This is a genomic window from Geomonas oryzae, assembly GCF_004117875.1.
Taxonomy (GTDB): Bacteria; Desulfobacterota; Desulfuromonadia; order Geobacterales; family Geobacteraceae; genus Geomonas; species Geomonas oryzae.
In genome coordinates, this window is record NZ_RAHW01000007.1 from 135384 (window position 1) to 157438 (window position 22055).

The window sequence follows — 22055 nt, forward strand, 5'->3', positions numbered from 1 at the left end:
CTGGTGCTAATGCTTGCATGGGCTTACCAAGGCAAATCCCCTCTGTCCCCCCTTCGCAAAGGGGGGGACGTTAGGGCATGCTCTCTGTCACGACAAGTAACAGCATTCGCTCCACGGAATTCCCGGATGAACATTCGCAAATTTTTCTGTGAGAAAAAAGACTAAAGCTTTGACGGATGTAAGACGACATTGAAATGGTAAAGCAAAGGCGGGATGTGATATAGTGGCGTGACGTTTCGCTGTGACAGTGGGAGAAATGATATGAGCAAAACAATTACAGTATTAGTGTTTTCTCTGACAGTGCTGGCTTCCGCCGTTACGGCGTTTGCGGATGATTCCCCTTCCTGCAGGGATAGATGCACCACGGACTACACGGACTGCCTGAAGTCCATCGAATCGGCCTCACCAGACGCGCGGTTGATCCTTGAGAAGAGCTGCCAGGTGGAGGATGAAGCCTGCAGCGCCGACTGCGACGAGAAGCGCTCCCTTGCCGGGTTATTGAGGAAGCTAAGCGAGTAGGGCGGCTTCAACGACAAAGACCAAATCCCCCAGGCTCCCCTTCGCAAAGGGGGGAACGTGCCGCCTACAGAGCCTCCAGCACCCCGCAGAGCTTATCGGAATCGTAAGGCTTCACCACACTCCCGCAGAACCCGTAATCCCGGTAGGAATCCATCACCTCGTCGTTGCTGTAGCCGCTGGACACGATGAGCCTCGCCGCCGGATCCTGAGCCAGAATCAGACGCGCCGCCTCCTTCCCCCCCATCCCGTTGGGCACCGTGAGATCCAGAATCGCCGCCAGAAACGGGGTCCCTTCCTTTGATGCCCTCCCGTACATGGCGACGGCCTCATCGCCGCTCGCACAGAGAGTCACCTCGTACCCTTTGCCCGCGAGGACCTTGGCAGCAAGCAGCCTGATCATCTCCTCATCGTCCATCACGAGAACTCTCCTGCTGCAGCTGACAAGCGCCTGCTGCGCTTCGCGTTCCGCGTCGGCTTCCACCTTCGGCTGCGTCGATTCGATACAAAAAACGGGGAGATAGAGGGTGAAGGTGGTCCCTTTTCCCAAGAGGGTGTCGAAGGTGATCACCCCGCCGTGCCGGGTGATGATCGAGTGGACCGTGGCAAGGCCGAGCCCGGTGCCGAGCGCCGCTTTGGTCGTGAAATACGGGGTGAAGATGCTCGACCTGTGTTCGTCGCGGATGCCGCACCCCTCGTCCTGGAACGAGAGTTCAACGTAGCAGCCGCTTAAGGGGGCCGGAAGCCTTTCCGCGTCCGTCGACACCCTTCTCCCGCGCACGGTCAGCGTGCCGCCGTCCGGCATCGCCTGCACCGCGTTGATGCAGATGCAGTTGAAGGCCTGCCGGATCTGGCCGTCATCCACGTACACCGGGGGGAGCTCCGGCGGCAGATCAAGGAGGCAGGTGACGTTGGAACCGCGCGTGGCTAGCTGCACCGACTCCTCCACCAGCCTCACGACCGGAACGGCTTTTCTCAGGGGGGCTCCCCCTTTGGCGAAACTAAGGAGCTGGTTCGCGAAACCGGCGGCACGCATGGTCGCTTTTTCGGCCTGCTGCAAAAGCTCGTGGGAGTTGTGCGACGGATCGATGAACTTCTTCGCAAACGAAATGTAGCCGAGCACCCCGGTCAGGGCGTTGTTGAAGTTATGCGCGATCCCGCCGGCCAGGACGCCGATCGACTCCAGCTTCTGGTTTCTCACGATCTGCTGCTGCAAAAGCTCGCGTTCGGTCATGTCGATCATGATGTCGACGATACGCGCGCCGGAGCGCTGGTTGCTGCAGTTCAGATGCCTGACTGCGCCGTCCTTGCAAAGCGCGCTCACCTCGTAGAAGGTGACCCGGTTCCCCTGCTCCCATGCCTCGATGGCGGCGCGGCGCTTGCCGGCGACCCTTTCGCGGTACTCGGGTTCCGGGCAAATCAGGGTGAGCAGTTGGTCGACATCTTGAACCTCGTCCTGGCGATAACCGAAGCTCTTCGTCATGAAGGCGTTCAGGTACTCGATACCGCCCCGCTCGTCGGACCAGACGATACCCATGGGGAGCTGTTCCACCAGGTTCTTCAGTTCCTGGCGCGCCTGGGTCCTCTGCTCGATTTCCATCTCCAGGTCGAGGTTGATGGCCACCAGCTGTTCCTTCGAGGCGATTTCGAACTCCATGGCTGCCAGCAGTTCCGCATGCAGCCGACGGTTCTCCTCCTCGCGTTGCCGGAGTGACTCGGCCAGATCGTTCAAAGACGCCGAGGCCCGCCCCGGCTCGTCATCGGAGAGAACGGCTATGCGTGAGACGTAGTCGCCGCAATGGACGTTCTCCAGCCCCTGCATCAGCGAGTTGAACGATGCGGTAACCCTTTTGAGGATCAGGTAGCAGGAGAAGAGGATGAAGAGCCAGCTCGCCGTGGCCAGCACCACGCTCAGAAAGGCAAGCCGCCTTCCCTCGCGCCACAGGTCCTTGGTGCCGCGGTAAAGGCGCACCTCGCCGATGAGCTCGCCCGGTCGCTGCTCCCCTTGCCCCGGCTCGGGAAGCACGGCAAGCGGATTCCCCCGCACCTGCACGCTCTGTCGTATCAGATCCGCACCTGCGGTAGTCCCAAGGCGCACCATGGTCCTGCCGCTCGCGGCTGCGATCTCCACGCCCCGTATCTCGGGAAGGATGAGCGCCTGGCGAGCGTGCGACTCGAGCAGGTCGGTGTTCTCCGCGTAAAGGGGAAGCCGCACCGAGTCGGCCAGGGCATGGGCCTGCAGGCGGAGCATCTCGGCGGCGTGCCGCTTGTTCTGGTTGATCTGGTGCAATACGAAGAGCGTGACGCAGACGATGGTGATCAGCGCGGAGAAGAGCGTAAAACGCAGGAACAGCTTGTATTGGAAGCTCGAGCGAAGGGCGCCCAGGCGTCCGGAGGGAGAAGGCGTTTCCATGGCAAGGCCTTTGTTGGGGTCGGCGCCGCGGCCGAATCGTGGCCGGGTGGTGCAGACGGCGGCTTCATCGTTGTGTGTAACAGCTGCGTCCAGGGCGAGCTTTGGAGCTGAGCTTAAGGCTGCGAACCTGAGGCAGTGTGAATGTTTGTACGCGAGGCATTACATGGAGTCTGACGGAGGACTATACCAGATATGCCGCGGGATTCAACTGTAATAAGCGGCCAATTCGTCCATCATTGACCGCAGAAGCACTGTATTACCTGAATTCCTTTGACAGAGAAGCATCAAACTGATAGGTATGCAGCGATCTTTGTGCAAGTTCTTTTAGGAATCATGCAACTGTCAACGGCTCTTTTCCGGGGAAATCCTTTTGACAGCAAAACAGTTCATCACAATCCTGCTTGCCTCCCTGATGGTCCTGTCACCCATGGCCGTCACCCAGCTTCGCGCCGAGGATACCGACGAGGTGACGCGCTCGCTCGGCCTTTCCGGCGAAGATGTCGCCGCAGTCCCCCATTCCCCCCGTCCCGCTTCGCTCATCGCGGAAAACGTTACCGTAATAGATGCCGACGAGATCGCCCGGCTTAACGCCCACACCGTGGCCGACGTGCTTCAGACGGTCCCCGGCGTCCAGGTGGACCTGCTGCAGACTCCCGGCAACATAGTCCTTTACGACATCCTCGGCAGCACGAACCGGCACATCCTGGTGCAGATCGACGGGGTGCCGCAGAACTTCGTAAGCTCCGACAACATCGCCCACATCGGCAGCATTCCGGTGCAGATGATCGAACGCATCGAGATCATCAAGGGGGCAGCCTCGGCAGCCTGGGGCTCGGCGCTTGGGGGGGTGATCAACATAGTCACCAAGCTCCCCGCCCAGGAGACCCCGGCTACCGGTATTGCCTCGGCCTCCATCGGCAGTGACGCCACCAGTGACCTGAGGGCGGAAGTCAGCGGCACCGTGGATCAGTTCGGGTACTACCTGACCGGCGGAAAGCTCTTCTCGGACGGCCTCATCCCCCGAAACGACGTTGATTTCAACCACGGCTTCGGAAAACTGAGTTACGACTTCTTGAACGGCGGCAGGGCCGTCCTGGCCGTCGATGCCCGCGACACCGACGCGGGCATCAGCGAGTCCTCCCGCTACAACTTCTGGGAAACCGGGATGGTGCGCTACCTGAACGGCTACCTCTCCGTACAGTACCCTCTCGCCGAGCGCTTGACGCTCGAGGCGAACGCCCGGGGGGGGCGGCGCAGGACGGAACACATGATCGGAAACCTCGTCCCGTCGCCGGGCTGGCCTAACCCCTTCAGCCACGCCATGGCGCGCGAGGTGTACCAGGGATACGAGGCTGCACTCAACTGGGGGGACGCAAGCCGGGGACTCAAGGCCGGGGCGGAGTACGAACAGACCGGGGTGGTGCAACGTGAACTGCTCAGGGAGACTCCGTACGACATCGACACCACCCTCACCCGCTACAGCGCGTACCTGAACGGCACCTATACCATCGGAAGGCTCTCCGTGCTCCCCGGGGCCCGCTTCGACCGTTTCAACCTTTTGGACGACGCCCGCAGCGGCACCCTTGGCGCCACCTACCGCCTGACCGACAACACCCTTTTGCGCGGCTATGCAGCGTACGGCTACAGCATGCCGCTCATCAGCAGTTACGGCTCTCCGGACGGACAGGTGCCGCACAAGCTGCAGCAGATACGTACCGTGCAAGCGGGGATCGAGAGCACCGCGATTCCCTACCTGTGGTTCAAGGTGATGCTGTTTGACAACGAGGTCTGGAACATCCAGACCCTCGACCGCTACAACGTGCTGCACCTGGACGAACAAAGCCGCGAAGGGGTCGACATGGAATGGCGCACCTCTTCCCTGCACGGCTTCATGCTAAGCGGCGGCTACACCTTCATGGACGCCCGCGACAAAAAGACCGGGAAACAGTTAAGCGGCGGCGAGAGCGGCCCGCGCCACGCGGTCAAGGGGGCGCTCACCTACCAGAACGAGGAGATCGGTCTCACCTCTGTCCTGACCGGCAACTACAGCGATTGGAACCTCACCACGGTCGGTGCCGACTCGACCGGCATGCTCGTGGACCTGCACGTGACCCAGAAGCTCGCGCCGTCCTCGGACCGGTCACCGGAGCTCTTCTTCTCGGTGCGCAACCTCCTGGACACCAAGCTGTACCAGTACGATTTCCGCCCGGCGGCTCCGCGGTGGTTTGAGTTCGGGGGGAGGTTACGCTTCTGATGCGCGCACCGATCCCCTTCATGCTGCTTTTCCTCGTCATGCTGGTGTCGCCACGCCTGGCCGAGGCCCTGGACGTGCTCATCCTGCAAAGCGGCCGCAGCCCCGTCTATACCGACGCGCTGCGCGGCCTGCATGGCGCCGCCAAACTCGACTCCAGAACCGTGGTGCTCTCGGACTACTCCGACGTCGACGTGCAGCGCCTGGTCAGGGAGGAACGCCCGAGGCTTCTGATCGCAATGGGAGACCGCGCCCTGAACGAGTGCCGCAAGACCAGGGAGGTCCCGGTACTCGCCCTGCTCTCCCTGGCGCTCACCCAGAAGCCGGTCCCCGATCATGTAGGCGGCATCGCCATGACCGCCGCGCCGGGGCGCTACCTCGAGCTCTTCGCCCAGATGCGGGCCAAGCGGGTGGGGGTGCTCTACGACCCGAGGCAATCGGGACTCTACATGAAACGTGCACTCGCCGAGGCGGAGGGGTACGGCGTCACCATCGTCACCGAGGCGCTGCGTAACCCGCGCGACCTGCAGGGGAAACTGGAGAAATTGAAGGGGGACATCGACCTGCTCTGGCTGTTGCCAGACAGCACCGCCATCACCACGGTCAACCTGGAAGCGCTCCTCGTCTTCTCCATGACCCAGGCGGTCCCGGCGGTGAGCTTCACCGGACAGTACGTGAAAAACGGCGCCGCGGCCGCCCTGGACATCGATCCGTACGACCTGGGGGGGCAGGCGGGCGAGATGGCCCAGTCGCTGCTGCGTTCCGGCGGGGGGCACCGGGTCCCCATCGTCGACCCGCGCAAGGTCCGTCTCCAGGTCAACGAGAGCGTGCTGCGCAAATTGCACTTGAAACCGCCTACCCCTTGATGCCATTGACGCCATTGACGCAAAAGAGGCCGCCCCTTTCCGGGGCGGCCTCTTTTCGTTTCATGGCCAGCCTTGATCTCTCGCTACAGAACGTCCACATCCCCTCTCCCTTTGGGAGAGGGGATGGAGACGGGCAGGATGTTTGCTAGTCGAGCAGCGTATCCACCGGGGTGTAGGGGAGCCCGAAGGCGTCGGCGACACCGCGGTAGGTGACCTGCCCCAAAGCGATGTTGATCCCCTCACGCACGCCGGCGCTTTCGCGCGCGACCTCGCGCCAGCCGCGATCAGCCAGCGACACGGCATAGGAGAGCGTTGCGTTGGTGAGGGCGGCAGTCGAGGTGAGCGGCACCGCGCCGGGCATGTTCGCCACGCAGTAATGCAGCACCCCTTCCTCAAGGTAGGTCGGCTCGCGATGCGTGGTCGCGCGCGAGGTCTCGAAGCACCCCCCCTGGTCGATGGCGACGTCGACCAGGACCGCGCCCGGCTTCATCCCCTTCAGCATGTCGCGGGTGACGAGCTTGGGCGCCTTCGCCCCGTGCACGAGCACGGCGCCGATCACCACGTCCGCCTGCTGCACCAGCTCGCGGATCACGGCGGGAGAAGACATGACCGGGAAGCAGTTCTTCGGCATGACCTCGGAGAGGTGGCGCAGGCGCTCGAGGTTCATGTCGAGGAGGTAGACCTTGGCACCCAGGCCGCAGGCCATCTGCGCCGCATGGGTCCCCACCACGCCGCCGCCGATCACGACGACGGTGGCCGGTGCGACGCCGGGAACGCCCCCCAAGAGGATGCCGCGCCCACCCTGGGCACGCTCCGCGTACTTGGCGGCCTGCTGCGCCGCCATGCGGCCGGCGACCTCGCTCATCGGGGTCAAAAGCGGGAGCGTGTTTCCGGGACCGGTGATGGTCTCGTAGGCGACGGCTACCCCACCGCTCTTCATGAACGCATGGGTGAGCCCTTCCGAGGCGGCGAAGTGGAAGTAGGTGAATACGATCTGCCCCTCGCGGATCATCCCGTACTCGCTCGGCTGCGGTTCCTTCACGTGCATGACCATCTCGGCCCGTGCGTAGATCTCGGCCGGCTCGGCCACGATCTCGGCGCCCGCCTTGCGATAGGCGTCATCGGAGAACCCGCTGCCGTTGCCGGCGCCGCTCTCGACCAGCATGGCGTGCCCGCGCCCCACCATGACCTCGACCCCGGCGGGGGTCATGCTGACACGATTCTCTTCGACCTTGATTTCCTTCAGTATCCCGACGACCATCTGCGCTCCCTCTCCCCTTGATGAGTGTGCCGACTGTCAGCATTGTACCGCAGTCCGGGCCGGGTTCATTAGACCGGCGACTCAGCATACCAGATCGGCGGGGATTTTTTCTTGCGAATCGGCGACATAAGCGGTATTTTTTCGCAGGATATTTCACTATGCGAGGTAATCGATGAGGAATCTTGCGGAATCGGCCGTAGACAGGATTGATCGGGCCATCCTGAACGAGTTGCAAAGGGACGGCAGGCTGACCAACGTGCAGCTGGCCGAGCTCGTCGGACTGTCCGAGTCGGCCTGCCTGCGCCGGGTGCGCCTTCTGGAGCAAAGCGGCATCATCGACCGCTACGTGATGCTGGTGGATCAGGGGCGGGCGGGCAAACCGGGGAACGTGTTCGTGCGGGTGACGCTCGACGGGCAGCAACGCGAAAGGCTTTCGGCCTTCGAGGAGGCGATCGCCACCGTCCCCGAGGTGATGGAGTGCTACCTCATGTCCGGCGACGTCGATTACCTGATGCGCGTCGCGGTGAAGGACACCGACGACTACCTGCGCCTGCACAACAAGCTGACCGGGCTCCCGGGGGTGTTGCGGGTGCAGTCATCCTTCGCGCTGCGCACCGTCGTCAGCAGGACCTCGCTCCCTTTGTGACCTACCAGACCGGGGTGATGCTCGTGCGCTCCAAAAACCTCCTCAAGGCGTGCAGGTCGGCAAGCGAAAGCCCGACGAAACAAAGTCCCATGCCGGAGGGGAGCTTCTGTTTTTTCTTTCCCGGCTCGCGGACCCAGGCCACCCGGGCCTGGCAGGAGATGATGGCGTCGCGGTCCGAGAGCTTGAACTTGATGGTCAAGAGGGTGTCCACCGGCCGGATCTGGGAGGTCTCGAGGAAGAGGCCGCCCCGGCTCACGTTCACCGAGTAGTTCAGCACCAGCTTTTTCTGGTAGGGTCCCTCGAAGATGGCGAGGCGGGCGTCGACGCGCGTCCCCCTCCCCGCCGGGACGCCGTCTCCCCTCTCTTCCACCGTGCTCCATCCCGCATCACGCCCTGGTGCGCCCATTTTCCCCTCCTTTCCAAGCCATATCAGCCATGACTCTCCGCCTGCTCCACCTTTAACGCCCGGACCGCTTTCGTGTAAATCCGAAAGAGGCTGCAACTGCTGTAGGGGTTGCGACTACGGCACCGGCCTACCCGCGTTCCCGGCTTGTAGGAAAAAGACTACAGAAAAAAAGGAAGGGGGCCGATCCTTAAGCGGGAGAGCTTCTGCTATTAATGATCCATCGCCGCCCACGTCGACACGCCGAACAGCCTCAGGAGAAGGCCATGCCGGACCAGAAAGCGCACAAGCCGTCCTCAGCCCAACCGGACCACCGGCGCCAGATAGCCATCGGGGTCGCCTTCGGCCTCGCCGGATTCGTGCTGAACCGGTTCAAGCTGGAATTCTTCTTCAACGTCGACTTCATCTTCGGCTCCATCCTCTCCATGTTCGCCCTCATGCGCTTCGGCCTCGTCGCCGGGATGACGGCGACGCTCATCGCCGCGAGCTGCACCTGGTTTCTCTGGCACCATCCCTGGGCGGTGATCATCTTCTGCGCCGAGACGCTCTGCACGGCCCGGTTGAACCTCTCCAAAGACCGCGACCCGGTCCTCAACAACCTCGCCTACTGGTTCAGCGGCGGCATCGCCCTCGTGCTCTTCTTCTACGCCGGGGTCATGCACTTTCCCCTCCTGCCCGCCATGGTGATGGGGCTCAAGCAGGGGATCAACGGCATCGTCAACACCCTGATCGCCGCCGCGCTCCACATGAGCTACGGCTTTTACCGGCGGCGGCAGGAAAGGCTTCCCGGGCTGCGCCAGCTGATCTTCGTCGCCATATCGCTCTTTGTCACCATCCCGACCCTGTTTTTCCTCTACCTGGACATAAGACACACGATGCGTCAGGACCTCGCGCGGCACCAGGAGGCAACGGTGCGCATCGCCAACGCGGCCCGGACCGGCGCGTCATCCTGGCTGGACAGCAGCCTCGGGGTGATCCGCTTCCTCGCCTCTTCCGGCGGCGGACCGGTGGCCGACATGCGGCGCGACCTGGAGAACATGCGCCAGTCGCTCACCGATTTCAGGCGCCTGGGGATGACAAACGAGCGCGGCATCACCGTCGCCTTCTCACCGGCCGTAGACGAAAACGGGGCGGCCACCGTGGGACTGGACCTGTCGGACCGCAGCTACCTGAAAAAGGTCTCCACCCCACCCTACCCCGAGGTGATGGAGCTCTTCCAGGGAAGGATCGGCGCTCCGGGGCCGAGACTCATCCTGGTCGCGCCGGTTCTGGAGAAGGAGGGATACCGGGGGGCCGCTTTCGGCGTCGCCGACCTCGGCACCCTGAAAGAGCTCCTGCAAAAGCTCGTACACGAAGACTCCGTGCAGGTGACCCTTGTCGACGACCGGGGCATGGTGGTCCTGAGTACCAAGCCGGAATTAAGCCCCCTCACCCCTTATGCCCTTCCCGCAGGCGGATCCCTGGTCCCGGTCGCCAAAGGGATACGACACTGGATCCCGGCCGCCAAGCCCGGTTTGAGCCCGTACAAGCGCTGGCTTGCCTCGTTCTACGTGAAGGAGATGCCGCTGGACGGGTACCCGGGGTGGAAGCTGGTGGTGGAGTCTCCGCTCAGGCGCCCCATCACCGCGCTGTCCGAGAAGATCACCGCGGCGCTCTCCGGCATCGGCCTGCTGCTCGTGTTGCTGGTCTTCTGCTCGCGGCTTTTCGCCGGCAGGATCGCCTCCATCCTCTCGGACTTCGAGCGTGTCACGCGCGAGCTTCCCGCTCAGATCGCGGCCGGAGCCACCATCGAGTGGCCTTCTCCGGTCACCAGCGAACTGAAGGGACTCACCGACAACGTGCAGGTGATGACGAGGGAGCTTTCGCTATCGCACGCGGCGCTCAAACAGCTGAACCAGAGCCTCGAGCAGCGCGTCGAGGAGCGCACCGCGCAGTTAAGGGAAAGCCAGCAGCTTTTGAACGCGGTCATCGAGACGACCCCGGACCCGATCTCGGTCAAGGACCGCCAGGGGACCTACCTCATGATGAACAAGGCGGGTCTCGAGTTTCTGGGACGAGAGGCGATCGGCAGGGAGGAAACCCGCATCTACGGACCGGAAGAGGAGGAGGTCATCCTCGCGTACGACCGGCGCGTACTGGAAACCGGCGCCATCGTCTCCTTCGAGCAGTCCCGCCGCAACCACCTTGGGCAGTCCCGCGTCTTCAACGTGGTGAAGGGGCCGATCCGTGACCACTCCGGCGCGGTCACGGGGATCTTCGCCATCTCCCGTGACATCACCGACCGCATCCGGATGGAGGAACAACTGGAGCAGGAGCGGTCGCTCTTGCGTACCATCATCAGCACCATCCCGGACCTCATCTTCCTGAAGGATGTGAACGGCGTCTTTCTCGCGGCGAACCCGGCATTTCAGCGGATGGCGGGGCACCCGGAAGCGGCGATCATCGGCCGGACGGATTACGACATCTGGAACGCCGAGGAGGCCGAGCTCTTCGTAAGAAGGGACCGTGAGGTGCTCGCGGCGGGCAGACAGATCGCTCACGAGGAATGGCTGACCGACAGCAGCGGAGGAAGGCGCATCCTTTTGGAAACGAAGAAGACCCCGATGCTGGACCGCGCCGGGAACCAGCTGGGGATCTTGGGGATCGCCCGCGACATAACGGCACAGCACGAGGCGAAGGAGGAGCTGAAACGCGCCGTGGCCGAGCGGACCGCGGACCTTAGGCGGCTGGCGGAGCGCATAGAGACGGTAGCCGAACACGAGCGGGCCTCGGTGGCCCAGGAGATCCACGACGAGCTGGGGCAGCTCCTTGCCGCGCTCATGATGGACGTCGCCTGGTTCCAAAAACGCATCCCGGAAGGTGACGAAAAGTACGCCGCGAAGGTGAAGGCGATGAACGAGCTTTTGAACGTCACCATACAGTGCGCGCGCCGCATCACGCGGGACCTCCGCCCCCGCATGCTGGACGAGCTTGGTCTCGTCGCCGCCATCGAGGAGCAGTTGGAGCTTTACCGCCAGCGCCAGATCGACTGCCGGCTCGTCGTCCCGCAGCGCGACGCCGAGGTGGACCCGCAACGGGCCAACTCCCTATTCCGCATCTTCCAGGAAAGCATGACCAACGTGATGCGCCACTCCGGCGCGACAAGGGCCGAGATCCTGCTCGACATAAGGGAGGACGGCATCGTGCTGCAGATAGAGGACAACGGCCGAGGCATCAACGAAGATGAGAGCAACAACCTGCAGTCGCTTGGCCTTCTGGGAATAAAAGAGAGGGCCCTGCGCTGGGGAGGAACGGCCGAGATCAGGGGAGTGCACGGCAAGGGAACTACCATTCGGGTGGAGATGCCCGCGGAACGAAGGAGGAAAAAGAGATGATAAGGGTTTTGCTCACTGACGATCACAAGATACTGCGCGAGGGACTCAAGGGTCTCTTGCACGACACCGACGACATCACCGTGGTCGGCGAAGCGGGGGACATCCAGGAGCTGTTCGCCCGTTTGGGGAGTGTGGCCTGCGACGTCATCGTCCTCGACATCTCGCTTCCCGGCAGAAGCGGTCTCGACGCCCTGAAGCAGTTGAAGGCCGAGGGGATAACGACGCCGGTGCTGGTACTCAGCATGCATCCGGAGGAGCAGTACGCCATCCGCGCCATCCGCTCGGGCGCCGCCGGCTACCTCACCAAGGAGACCGCCTCCCAGGAACTGGTGCACGCGATCCGCAAGGTCCACACCGGCGGCAAGTACCTGAGCTCGAACCTGGCGGAGCGCCTCTTCACCGAGCTCGCCAATCCCCGCGGAGCGGAGCCGCACACGCTTCTTTCCGACCGGGAGTACCAGATCATGTGCATGATCGGCTCCGGGCTCACCCTGACCGGCATCGCCGACAAGCTCGCCCTGAGCGTCAAGACCATCAGCACCTACCGGACCCGCGTCCTGCTCAAGATGGGGATGAAGAACAACGCGGAACTGACCACCTACGTCGTGAAAAACGGGCTTCTGTGCGACAACGCCTGATTCCCCGGCGGGAGAGGCGGATGCCCTCGCCTCTCCCGCCTCAGGACTCCCCCCTTATCACTCGCGCCGCATGTCGGAAAAAGCCTCTCACCTTTAACGTCCCGCACCGGACATACAAAAAGACGGCTCCCTGCTATTAATGAAATCATCATCCATCCTCCCCGCAGGCCATGGAGCAGGCGCGCAGGAATACTCCATGACGCGAGCCGGAGCGTTTCAAATGGGGGATGCATGAGGAGACGCACGTGTTTACTCCGGTACCGACATCGCAAGCTCGGCAACACACCGCAAAGGACCACCCCATGCTGATGCTGGAGGCCGAGAACCTGCGCCTTTTACGCGAACTCGAGCGCCACCGCCGGGAGAAAAGACACGCGTGCGAGATGGCGGTGGACCTCCTTACCAGCATCGCCGAGGCGCGGGACCGGGAGACCGGGCGCCACGTAAAACGAGTACGGGACTACACGCTGGCGCTGGGAAACGCGCTGAAGCTCGATTCACCATACTCACCCCTTCTCAGCGAGCAGTGGATAGAGCGCCTGACCAGGGTGGTCCCGCTGCACGACATAGGGAAGATCGGCATCCCGGACCGCATCCTGCTCAAACCCGCCTCGCTGACCCGCGAAGAGTTCGAGGTCATGAAGACCCACACCCGCATCGGCCGCGACATCATCGCCGCAGCCGACAGGGACGGAGGCGAGGCCTGCTGCAACCCGGAGGAGAGCGCCCTCGTCTTCCAGATGGCCGCCGACATAGCACTTTGGCACCACGAGCGCTGGGACGGCCTGGGTTATCCCGACGGCCTGGCGGGGGAGGCCATTCCGCTTGCGGCACGCATCGTCTCGGTGGCCGACGCCTTCGATGCCCTGACCACTTCCCGGGTGTACAAAAAGGCCTTCTCGTGGAAGCGTGCGAGCGCCTACATAGTCTCCATGAGCGGAGTCCGGTTCGACCCGCACGTCGTGGCAGCTTTCACGCGGCTTTTGCCCGAGTTCGAGACCATCGCCCAAGGCCACGACAGCGTGAGCCATCCTGAGAGATCAACTATCGGCACAACCCGGCAGGCAGGCGGGCCGTCCGCACCGGACTGGGCAGGATGCCCCAATTCAGCCGGCGCCACCACGAACGGCACTACACAGGGGAGGGAGACCATCGACGGGCCTCTTCCCCGCACCATACCGCAACCGGACACGGAGGAGGGAACCATGCGCGCGCTCATAGTCGACGACGACGAACTGGACCGCAAGCTTCTGGAACGGGTGTTGAAACCGTTTTGCCATGTGGAATGCGCGGCGAGCGGGGAAGAGGCGTTGCGGAAGTTCACGGCGGCCCTCGACGAGCAGACCCCTTACGGGCTGGTATGTCTGGACTACAACCTCCCCGGCATCTCCGGTGCGAGAACTGCGCAGCTCATCCGCCAGGAGGAGGGGAAAACCCGGGGCTTCCCCGCCACCACGGTATGCGCGCTCTCCGGGGCTCCCGAGGCACCGGGAGAGTTCTACATGAGCCTTGGCGACGATCCCCACTTCTTCCTGAACCAGAAGCCGTACAACAGGACCAACCTCATGCGTGCGGTGAGCTTCGGCCTTCGGCGCTGGGGTATAAAGAGCGAGTCCTACGACCACCGCCTCGAACGCGCCATCGGCCAATGACGCAGTGTTGCGTCAAGCCGCAACAGCGGCACACACCAACAAGGGATCGCTCAAGGGCGGTCCCTTTCTTTTTGCGGCACACGCGACGTGTCTGATTTTCCGACACCCCACTCAAAGGGGCAAAAGCCCGTCAACGTTCGTTTTTTCCTACGGCACCGTTCGAAGTGTAAAGAAGGTGTGTAAAGCCGCCGCGGCCACCGACAAGCGGGTGTACGGACCGGCGGCACAGTCCCGGATCGGTAACCTCCTGATTTCACGTGGTGTCCGCCCGGCCACGGCTGCGCGCGCATGCAATGAGGGGGGGCGAGGCGACTAAGCACGCCAGGCGCAACCGTGCGGAATCAGGTGCTTTCCCAAGCCTGGCACGCATGATGCTGAGAGTTATGGCGTCACATAAAGTCTCATCTCAAGGAGGGTAATCCATGCGAGTGAGAAGAGGAGGAATGGCGGTCATCGTGCTCACCCTGATGCTGATGGCCACATCTGCGAACGCACTGTCCATAAGACTGACGGACGGCGGCGCCAATACTGTCACCATAGGGGACAACGGGGTGGGGGACATTAACCCCGCGGCAGGCGCCGTCACCTACATCGGCAGCGTCGGCGCCTTCACCACCAACGTGAGCACCGGGCTTTCCCACCCCATCCTGGGGAGCCTGGACTACCCGCGGCTGGAGCTTAACTCGGTCGACGTGACCAGCGGCTCGAGCGGCACCAGCAAGCTCTACATCTACCTCACCGACACCGGCTTTACCGGCGCATTTTCCAGCTTCCAGGCCGCCATCGGCGGGACCACGGGAGGAACGGTCAAGTACAGCACCTACTTCGACGCCGCCAACACCGACTTTGCCATGAGCACGGTTTTGACCGAGGAGCTGTACAGCGGCCTCGCCTTCAGCGACGTCAACACCGCTTCGGCACTGGGACTCGACGTCCCCTACTCCCTGACCCAGGCTCTGGAAATCACCCATAACGGTCACGCCAGCACGAGCTTCGATGCGGAACTGGCCCCAGTGCCGGAACCGGGCACCTTCCTGCTGCTTGGGGTAGGCTTCCTGGGACTCGCCGTCTACGGCAGGCGCAGGGTACGGGCCTGACGACGCCGCGCCTGTTTTGACCAAAGCCGCCCCACTCGGGCGGCTTTTTTTTTTTGCGAGGCGGGCTCCTCCGGAAGGTATCAGAGAGCTGCGCAATGGATGAATGACATCACAAAAAGTCTAAGCTACTGTACTAAAATTTTCTGGAATACCTGTTATGCTGATTAGCACCCAAGCTGTGCCAGCATTCAGTTATCTATGACAGTCATGCATTTCTTCTTACAGTTGAACGCACCTTATTGACGCAGTCATCCGCCGCCACGGGAGAAGACCTTGCCAGAGTTGTCCGACTTGAAGAAACAACCGATACCACTTTTTGTCCTGGTGGCCGCCGGCCTTGCCGGCAACTATTTCAAGTTCACCATCTTCCTCAACATCGACTTCCTCTTCGGCAGCATCTTCGCCATGCTCGCCTTGCAGTTCTTCGGCCTCACCCGCGGCATCATCGCTGCAGCCGCCATCGGCAGCTACACCTACTTCCTCTGGAATCACCCCTATGCATGCCTCATCCTCATAGCCGAAACCGCCCTGGTCGGGTTGCTGATGCAGCGACGCAGGTTCGGCATGGTCGCAGCCGACGCCGTGTACTGGATCGTGGTCGGCATGCCGCTCGTCTACCTTTTCTACCACGTGGTGATGCAGGTCCCCCTGAGCAACACCTACATCGTAATGACCAAGCAGGCGGTGAACGGCATCGCCAACGCCATCGTCGCCAGGCTCCTCTTCACCGGGTTCGCCCTCAGGTCGAAGTCGGTGCGCATCCGGTTCGGGGAGCTGATTTCGAGCCTGCTCGCCTTCTTCGTCCTGATCCCGTCTCTGATCCTTCTGGCCATCGGCTGCAAAAGCGAGTTCGCCGAGACGGACCGCATGATCCGCGAGGGGCTCATACAGGACATCGGGCGCGAGGCGAAACGCCTGGACACCTGGGTTAATGCCCGGAAGGCGCCGGTGGTGCGGCTTGCCGAAATGGCCGCAACCCTCTCACCGCGTCAACTGCAACCCTTCCTGGAACAGGCGACCAGGAGCGACATTAACTTCAAGCGCATAGGGCTTCTGGACAAAGAGGCCACGACCATCGCCTACTATCCGCCTTCCGATGAGATGGGTCAGAGCAACCTCGGCAAAAACTTCGCGGACCGTCCCTACGTCCCGAAACTGAAGCAGACGCTGAAGCCGATGCTCTCGGAGGTGGTGATGGGCAGGATCGGCACACCGGAGCCGATCGTTTCCGTGCTCGCCCCGGTGGTCGTCAAAGGGGGGTACGGCGGCTACCTCATCGGCGTGCTCAGCCTGCACCAGATCAAGGAGCAGTTGGACAAGACCTCCGAATCAAGCGACATCCTTTACACCTTGCTGGACAAGAACGGCAAGGTGATCATGAGCAACAGGCCCGGTCAGAAGTCCATGACCCCGGTGCAAAGGGGGAAGGGAACCCTCAAGCACCTGCCCCGCGGCATCACCCAGTGGGTGCCGGTCGCCCCCCCGAACACCCCGATGTCGGAACGGTGGAAGAAATCCTACTACGGCGCCGAGGCAGCGGTCGGCGACTTCGCGGAATGGAAACTGATCCTGGAACAGCCGGTGGCGCCTTTCCAGAAGAAGCTGCACGACAGCTACACCGGCAAGCTCACCATCCTCCTAGTGATCCTGCTCATGTCGCTTGCCCTTGCAGACTTTTTGAGCCGTCGCATCATGGGGAGCATCGAGAACCTGCGCAGGCTCACCAGCGACCTCCCCGCGCGGCTCGCCTCGGGGGGAAGCGTCTGCTGGCCGGAGAGCGGCATCACGGAAACGGACGACCTGATCGTCAACTTCAGGGAGATGAGCGACAGCATCAACGACTATCTTGGCGCGCTCAAGGGCCTGAACGAATCGCTGGAACAGCGGGTCGCAGAGCGCACGCGTGAGGTGGAGCGGCTTTGGAGCGAGCAACGCATCATCCTGAGCACCATGCCGCTTGGAGCATGCCTGCTCAAGAACCGGACCATCCAGCGGGCAAACCCGGCCTTCGACAGGATCGTGGGATATGAGCCGGGGGAAACACTTGGGAAGGACACGGCGATCTTCTACGCCGACCAGGCGTGGTACCAGCGCATGGAGGAAGCGGGTTACGAGGCGCTGCGGCGCGGAGAGATCTACTCCGCCGACCTTAGAACCAAGCGCAAGGACGGCTCGGTCATCTGGTGCAACGTCTCGGGGCAGATGGTGAACCCCGATGCCGCAGAGGACGGCTCCATCTGGATCATTCAGGACATCACGCAAAGAAAACAGGCGGCCCAGCTCGAGCAGCAGTTGCTGCACGCCCAGAAACTGGAGAGCCTGGGGGTGCTGGCAGGCGGTATCGCCCACGACTTCAACAACATCCTCATGGCCATCATGGGGAACGCCGACCTCGCCCTCATGCGCATGCCCGAGGGTGCATCCGCGGCGGAAAACCTGCACAGGATCCTGCAATCGGGGCAACGAGCCGCCGACCTCACCAAGCAGATGCTTGCCTATTCGGGCAAGGGGAGGTTCGTGATCGAGGCGGTGGACCTGAACCAGCTGATCGAGGAGCTCGCTCAACTTCTGGAGATCTCGGTCTCCAGGCAGGCAAAACTCAGCTACCATCTGCACCGGCCGCTCCCTGTCATCGATGGCGACCCGGCACAGTTGCGCCAGATGGTCATGAACCTCGTGATCAACGCCTCGGAAGCGATCGATGGAGAAAAGGGAGAGATCGTGATCACGACCGGCAGTGCCACGGGCGAGCCCAGGCACATCCTCGAGGCGCGGCAGGATGAGCTACCGGAGGGAGACTACGTCTGCCTCACGGTCACCGATACCGGGTGCGGCATGGACCGGGAGACCATCGCGAGGCTTTTCGATCCTTTCTTCACCACCAAGTTCACCGGTCGCGGCCTCGGGATGGCCGCAGTGCAGGGGATCGTGAAGGGGCACAAGGGAGCGATAAGAATCACGAGCGAACCGGGCAAGGGATCAACCTTCCAGATATTCCTCCCTGTCGGGACTCCCGCTGTAAAGGAGGATGTTGGAGGTGCCGACGTTCAAGGAGAGGCCGCGCAGCCGGAAGGGTGCGTAAAGGCGATGCTCGTGGACGACGAAGAGGCGGTCCGCAACGTGGGAGCGGAGATGTTGAAGCAGCTTGGGTTCACGCCGGTACTGGCAAAGGACGGTGAGGAAGCACTGGAAGTCTTCAGGCAGACGCCGGGGATCGGCTTCGTGATCCTCGACATGACCATGCCACGGATGGACGGCAAGGAATGCCTGCGCGAGTTGCGCCGCATTGCGCCCGTTGTGCCGGTGATCATGTCCAGCGGCTATAACGAGCAGGAAATTGCGCGTGAATTAGGCGGAGAGATCCCAAGCGGCTTCATCCAGAAACCGTACAACGTAGCATCGATGAAGCAGGCCATCGAAAGAGCGCTGCGGCGCTGACCGCCCGCATCGGTGCGACGGGAGGGGTTTTCAAAGGTTCACGCGGGAATTACGGGGACGGCGAAAAAGCGTGGTCACGAAGCGACGCAGGTGAACTCGCGCTCCCCCCTTTGCGAAGGGGGGACGGGGGGGATTTGTCTTTGTTCCCGCTGTCAGCGGTTGCAATCACCCAAGTTGCTGGCAGCCCGCGCCTGATCCCACAGTGTGTTCATTGACTATTGAGTTGGTAAAAGGGCTAAATCCCCCCTGTCCCCCCTTCGCAAAGGGGGGAACGTGATGCCTGCTCACCGCTTCGACTGACGTACACATACTTCCCATAATTCCCGGAGGAACCTTTTTAAAGCCTGAACTGGCGCACCAGGCGCTGCAGCTCTTCGGACTGGTGGGAGAGTGTGGACGCCGCGGCCGCGGTCTCGGTGACGCCATGGGCCGTTTGCTGCACCACGTCGGTGATCCTCTGGATGCTTCTGGTGATCTCGTCGGTGGTGGATGTCTGCTGCTGAGCCGCCGTGGTGATCTGGTTGATCTGATCGCTCACCACGCTCACCTGGGCCAGGATCTCCTCGAGCGCCTCGCCCGAGCGCGCCGAGTACTCCGCCCCTTTTCCCACCTCGGCCACCCCTTCCTCGATGGCGGCGATGGCACCGCGCGTCCCACCCTGTATCGCCTTGATCATCTCGCCTATCTCCCGGGTCGCCCGGGTCGTCCTCTCGGCGAGGGCGCGCACCTCGTCGGCAACGACGGCGAAACCGCGCCCCTGCTCTCCGGCGCGCGCCGCCTCGATCGCCGCGTTCAAAGCGAGCAGGTTGGTCTGGTCCGCGATCTCCTGGATGGTGCCGATGATCTGGTCTATCTGATCCGACTGGGCGCCAAGTTCCTCCACGGTCTTGGCCGCCCCCTGCACCCGGCTTGCGATACGTTCCATGCCGAGCGTGGTCTGCCGCACCACGTCTGCGCCGGAGCTTGCGGTCCGGCTCGCACGGGTCGAGTTCTCGGCGGCGTGCACGCAGTTTCGCGCGATGTCGCCGGAGGTCGCGGCCATCTCTTCACTGGCGACGGCCACGGCGTTGGTCTGGGAGGCTACGTCATCGGTCCCCGCGGAGATGCGGTCGGCGTTGTCCTGCAACTGGTGCGAGGTGAACGCCACCTGCTCCGAGCTCTGCTGGATTTGGCTGATCATGTCCCGCATCGTGGTCTGCAGGGCATCGATGGAGCGGATGATGGTGCTGATCTCGTTGTTGCGCCTGGCCTGGATCGGCTTGGTGAGGTCCCCGCTGATCATGGTATCCAGGATGCCGATGATCCTTTTCAGCGCGTCGTTCACCGACCAGAAAAGCAGGGAACTGAAGAAGACCCCGGCGATGAGAAAGAGCACGGTGGATATGACCGAGATGGATAGGGAGAAGGAGCGTCCGGCCCCCACGGCGAAGATTATGCAGAAGCTGTAACAGACACAGAGCAGGATGATGCGGGTGCGGATACGCAGATGCAGGTAGAGATCAAAGAGAAATTTCATGGTTTTCCTCGACGGGTTTACTTGTCCGGGCTCACAGCACTAACAGTGTTACATTTTGTTGTATTCTCTTCGGAAGCATCTCCCTCTTCTTTAGCGCGTTATCGAGGCACGGCGTTTTTTTCTTACTCCCCGGTCAAGAAACCTGATCAGCAATGAGTCCCGCGACATGACATCCGTCTCCCCTCTTCTTACTGGAAGATCATCGCTAACAGGAACGGAAAAAGGGGGCCGGAATTTTCCGGCCCCCTTTGTGATTGCGGCTGATACGCGCTGGTTACTTTTTGTAACCCTTCGCGCCGGAGGTGCAGGAGCGAGTAAAGCCATCGCCGGTTACGGTGCCGATCACACTGAGTATCTGGTCAGCCCCCCCGCAGGTACTAGCGGCGCCGGTCGGAGCGGTGGTGCCGATCCCGGCCCAATCCATGTGGTAGTTAGTCCAGAGGGTCCAACCGGCCGGAACGGTGATCCCATCGATGGAGCCGTCGGAACCGCCCGCGAGGCTGTCGATGCCGTCGTTGACCATCTGGAAGGCCTCGGGGGTGACACCGGAGAAGGACGGCGCGAAGGCGTAGGCGTGGATGGCGTTGGCCCCTTTGGCGGCCCCACCTGTTACGGCCAAAGAAACGTTCACCACCTGATCTTTGCCGGTCATGTTGGTCCAGAGGACGTTGTAGTAGAACTGCCCCGGATTGGTCGATTTCTGAACGTTCTTATTGTTGGTGACGATGGAGAAACGGCCGTCGTCGCTGCCGGATGCGGTGACCGCGGTGCCGTCGCACTTGGCAAGGAGGTTGCCGTCACCGTCGGTGGTGAAGCAGGTGGTGTCGTTCAGGACCGGGTTGATCTCGTAGAGGATGTGGATGTTGGGGAAGTTGTTGCTGATGTTGATGTCGTTGGGGTTCTTGCCCTCGGGCTTGACGTTGATGTTGGTTTCCCGGACCTCCGCCTTGGTAGCATCGGCCAAGACAAGCGGCTCGGTATCGATCGTTATCGTCGTGTCCTTGCAGGTGTTGAGATCCGTCGGGGTGATCATCGTGTTGCCCGGAACGGAAATCCCGAAGGTGCTCCCGTTGGGGTCACTGAAGTTGACGTAGAAAAGCGACCACGTGCCGGTGGAGGTATTGAGGCACATCTTTACCGGAATCGAGTCGATGATTTTCCCGCCGTCGTTCACGGAATACTTGTAGAAATAGCTGTTGGCGGGCTGCGCCGGGTGCTCCGGGATGACGTTCGAGGCCGTAATCCCCGGCACTACGCTCAAGTCGGCGGCATTTTTGGGGACCGAAGCCGCCTGTGCGCTTACCGCGGTGGCAAAACCTGCGGCCGTGATGGCCAGAGCCGAAAACAAGGTCTTCATCTTCATTTCACTTCCTCCTTTTATCTCCATGCATTTAAATTAAAAACCCGGACAGGACGGTAATCGTTCAAAAGACCTACACAGCTCAGGCGTGCCCGCAGGCTCCGCCATCCACGCGCGGCGGTTCGGCGTCATCCGTCACCAGCTCGAAGCGGCACCCTTCGACGGCTACGGCCACCCCCAGCAACTCGTCACACGGCTCGACTCTCACCACATCGCTCATACAGTGAAGTCTGACCCGCTGGCCCAAGTGCTGATAGTCAAGCAGCATCACCACTTCGAGGCGTTCATCCAGTGCCACCGGCTGATCAGTCACGAAATAGATGCCGCTTGTGCTGAAGTTCCTGGTAAGGCCCATCCCCTGCTTGACCTCCACCGGGATCTGGCCCTGGTAGCGTACGGAGTTTCTGTTAACATAGTCAGGCATTGAGCATCACATCACTGGATGAGAGAATTTAGTCTTACGTTTTCCAGCGGCTTATGTCGCCGGAAAATTTCCTACAAAGTAACCGAAGAAAGGATGATATTGAATACGGCATCGGGTACATTTTCCTATATCCTTCGATGTACCTTCTCTGCTCCAGCATGTCAGACCGATGACTACCGCAGAAGAACCTGAGTACACTC

Annotated in this window: 15 protein-coding genes; 8 read left to right on the top strand and 7 right to left on the bottom strand. The window is 62.0% G+C overall.

All coding sequences use genetic code 11. The annotated features are described in order from the left end of the window. Positions 1-368 precede the first annotated feature (368 nt). Together D6Z24_RS21535 and D6Z24_RS17540 are read right to left on the bottom strand one after the other, a co-directional pair. The gene (locus D6Z24_RS21535; protein WP_162605170.1) at positions 369-536 is read right to left on the bottom strand and encodes a hypothetical protein; all 168 of its coding nucleotides are present in this window, start codon (positions 534-536) and stop codon (positions 369-371) included. Between the two features lie 47 nt (positions 537-583). After that, a complete protein-coding gene (locus D6Z24_RS17540) occupies positions 584-2929 on the bottom strand; it encodes a hybrid sensor histidine kinase/response regulator (RefSeq protein WP_129127910.1) in 2346 nt (781 codons plus the stop codon). A gap of 370 nt (positions 2930-3299) precedes the next feature. On the opposite strand from D6Z24_RS17540, the gene D6Z24_RS17545 reads away from it, so the two are divergent. Together D6Z24_RS17545 and D6Z24_RS17550 are read left to right on the top strand one after the other, a co-directional pair. Beyond that, a complete protein-coding gene (locus D6Z24_RS17545) occupies positions 3300-5183 on the top strand; it encodes a TonB-dependent receptor plug domain-containing protein (RefSeq protein ID WP_246014713.1) in 1884 nt (627 codons plus the stop codon). Next, the gene (locus tag D6Z24_RS17550) at positions 5183-6046 is read left to right on the top strand and encodes an ABC transporter substrate-binding protein (RefSeq protein WP_129127911.1); all 864 of its coding nucleotides are present in this window, start codon (positions 5183-5185) and stop codon (positions 6044-6046) included. Before D6Z24_RS17545 ends, D6Z24_RS17550 begins: the two co-directional genes overlap by 1 nt. A 145-nt stretch (positions 6047-6191) precedes the next feature. On the opposite strand, the gene ald is transcribed toward D6Z24_RS17550, so the two are convergent. Beyond that, a complete protein-coding gene (gene ald / locus D6Z24_RS17555; RefSeq protein ID WP_129127912.1) occupies positions 6192-7307 on the bottom strand; it encodes an alanine dehydrogenase in 1116 nt (371 codons plus the stop codon). 172 nt (positions 7308-7479) lie between these two features. Here ald and D6Z24_RS17560 point away from each other — a divergent pair, with 172 nt between their 5' ends. Next, the gene (locus D6Z24_RS17560; RefSeq protein WP_129127913.1) at positions 7480-7953 is read left to right on the top strand and encodes an Lrp/AsnC family transcriptional regulator; all 474 of its coding nucleotides are present in this window, start codon (positions 7480-7482) and stop codon (positions 7951-7953) included. 1 nt (position 7954) lies between these two features. Here the strand turns inward: D6Z24_RS17560 and D6Z24_RS17565 are convergent, their stop codons facing one another. Further along, complete coding sequence (locus tag D6Z24_RS17565) at positions 7955-8359, bottom strand: PilZ domain-containing protein (protein ID WP_129127914.1); 405 nt, start codon at positions 8357-8359, stop codon at positions 7955-7957. Between the two features lie 263 nt (positions 8360-8622). On the opposite strand from D6Z24_RS17565, the gene D6Z24_RS17570 reads away from it, so the two are divergent. The 5 genes from D6Z24_RS17570 to D6Z24_RS17590 all read left to right on the top strand — a co-directional run bounded on the left by D6Z24_RS17570 (position 8623) and on the right by D6Z24_RS17590 (position 18555). Further along, entirely contained in the window at positions 8623-11730 is a 3108-nt protein-coding gene (locus tag D6Z24_RS17570; protein ID WP_162605171.1) for a sensor histidine kinase, read from the top strand. Then, complete coding sequence (locus D6Z24_RS17575; protein ID WP_129127916.1) at positions 11727-12368, top strand: response regulator; 642 nt, start codon at positions 11727-11729, stop codon at positions 12366-12368. The genes D6Z24_RS17570 and D6Z24_RS17575 overlap by 4 nt, the downstream gene beginning before the upstream one ends. A gap of 302 nt (positions 12369-12670) precedes the next feature. Beyond that, on the top strand, positions 12671-14020 hold the full coding sequence (locus D6Z24_RS17580) for an HD domain-containing phosphohydrolase (protein ID WP_162605172.1): 1350 nt from the start codon (positions 12671-12673) through the stop codon (positions 14018-14020). 422 nt (positions 14021-14442) lie between these two features. Next, on the top strand, positions 14443-15117 hold the full coding sequence (locus D6Z24_RS21870; protein ID WP_246014714.1) for a PEP-CTERM sorting domain-containing protein: 675 nt from the start codon (positions 14443-14445) through the stop codon (positions 15115-15117). Between the two features lie 273 nt (positions 15118-15390). Next, on the top strand, positions 15391-18555 hold the full coding sequence (locus tag D6Z24_RS17590; RefSeq protein WP_129127918.1) for a hybrid sensor histidine kinase/response regulator: 3165 nt from the start codon (positions 15391-15393) through the stop codon (positions 18553-18555). A gap of 337 nt (positions 18556-18892) precedes the next feature. Here the strand turns inward: D6Z24_RS17590 and D6Z24_RS17595 are convergent, their stop codons facing one another. From D6Z24_RS17595 to D6Z24_RS17605, 3 genes are all read right to left on the bottom strand, one after another. Next, positions 18893-20071: a methyl-accepting chemotaxis protein gene (locus D6Z24_RS17595; RefSeq protein WP_129127919.1), complete on the bottom strand. Its 1179-nt coding sequence runs from the start codon at positions 20069-20071 to the stop codon at positions 18893-18895. Between the two features lie 274 nt (positions 20072-20345). Next, the gene (locus D6Z24_RS17600; protein WP_129127920.1) at positions 20346-21434 is read right to left on the bottom strand and encodes a hypothetical protein; all 1089 of its coding nucleotides are present in this window, start codon (positions 21432-21434) and stop codon (positions 20346-20348) included. 79 nt (positions 21435-21513) lie between these two features. Further along, positions 21514-21855: a PilZ domain-containing protein gene (locus D6Z24_RS17605; protein ID WP_129127921.1), complete on the bottom strand. Its 342-nt coding sequence runs from the start codon at positions 21853-21855 to the stop codon at positions 21514-21516. Positions 21856-22055 lie beyond the last annotated feature (200 nt).

Coding starts and splice junctions, on each gene's coding strand:
- D6Z24_RS17540 (WP_129127910.1), bottom strand. CDS start 2,929: ATGGAAACGCCTTCTCCCTCCGGACGCCTGGGCGCCCTTCGCTCGAGC.
- D6Z24_RS17550 (WP_129127911.1), top strand. CDS start 5,183: ATGCGCGCACCGATCCCCTTCATGCTGCTTTTCCTCGTCATGCTGGTG.
- ald (WP_129127912.1), bottom strand. CDS start 7,307: ATGGTCGTCGGGATACTGAAGGAAATCAAGGTCGAAGAGAATCGTGTC.
- D6Z24_RS17560 (WP_129127913.1), top strand. CDS start 7,480: ATGAGGAATCTTGCGGAATCGGCCGTAGACAGGATTGATCGGGCCATC.
- D6Z24_RS17565 (WP_129127914.1), bottom strand. CDS start 8,359: ATGGGCGCACCAGGGCGTGATGCGGGATGGAGCACGGTGGAAGAGAGG.
- D6Z24_RS17570 (WP_162605171.1), top strand. CDS start 8,623: ATGCCGGACCAGAAAGCGCACAAGCCGTCCTCAGCCCAACCGGACCAC.
- D6Z24_RS17575 (WP_129127916.1), top strand. CDS start 11,727: ATGATAAGGGTTTTGCTCACTGACGATCACAAGATACTGCGCGAGGGA.
- D6Z24_RS17580 (WP_162605172.1), top strand. CDS start 12,671: ATGCTGATGCTGGAGGCCGAGAACCTGCGCCTTTTACGCGAACTCGAG.
- D6Z24_RS21870 (WP_246014714.1), top strand. CDS start 14,443: ATGCGAGTGAGAAGAGGAGGAATGGCGGTCATCGTGCTCACCCTGATG.
- D6Z24_RS17595 (WP_129127919.1), bottom strand. CDS start 20,071: ATGAAATTTCTCTTTGATCTCTACCTGCATCTGCGTATCCGCACCCGC.
- D6Z24_RS17600 (WP_129127920.1), bottom strand. CDS start 21,434: ATGAAGATGAAGACCTTGTTTTCGGCTCTGGCCATCACGGCCGCAGGT.
- D6Z24_RS17605 (WP_129127921.1), bottom strand. CDS start 21,855: ATGCCTGACTATGTTAACAGAAACTCCGTACGCTACCAGGGCCAGATC.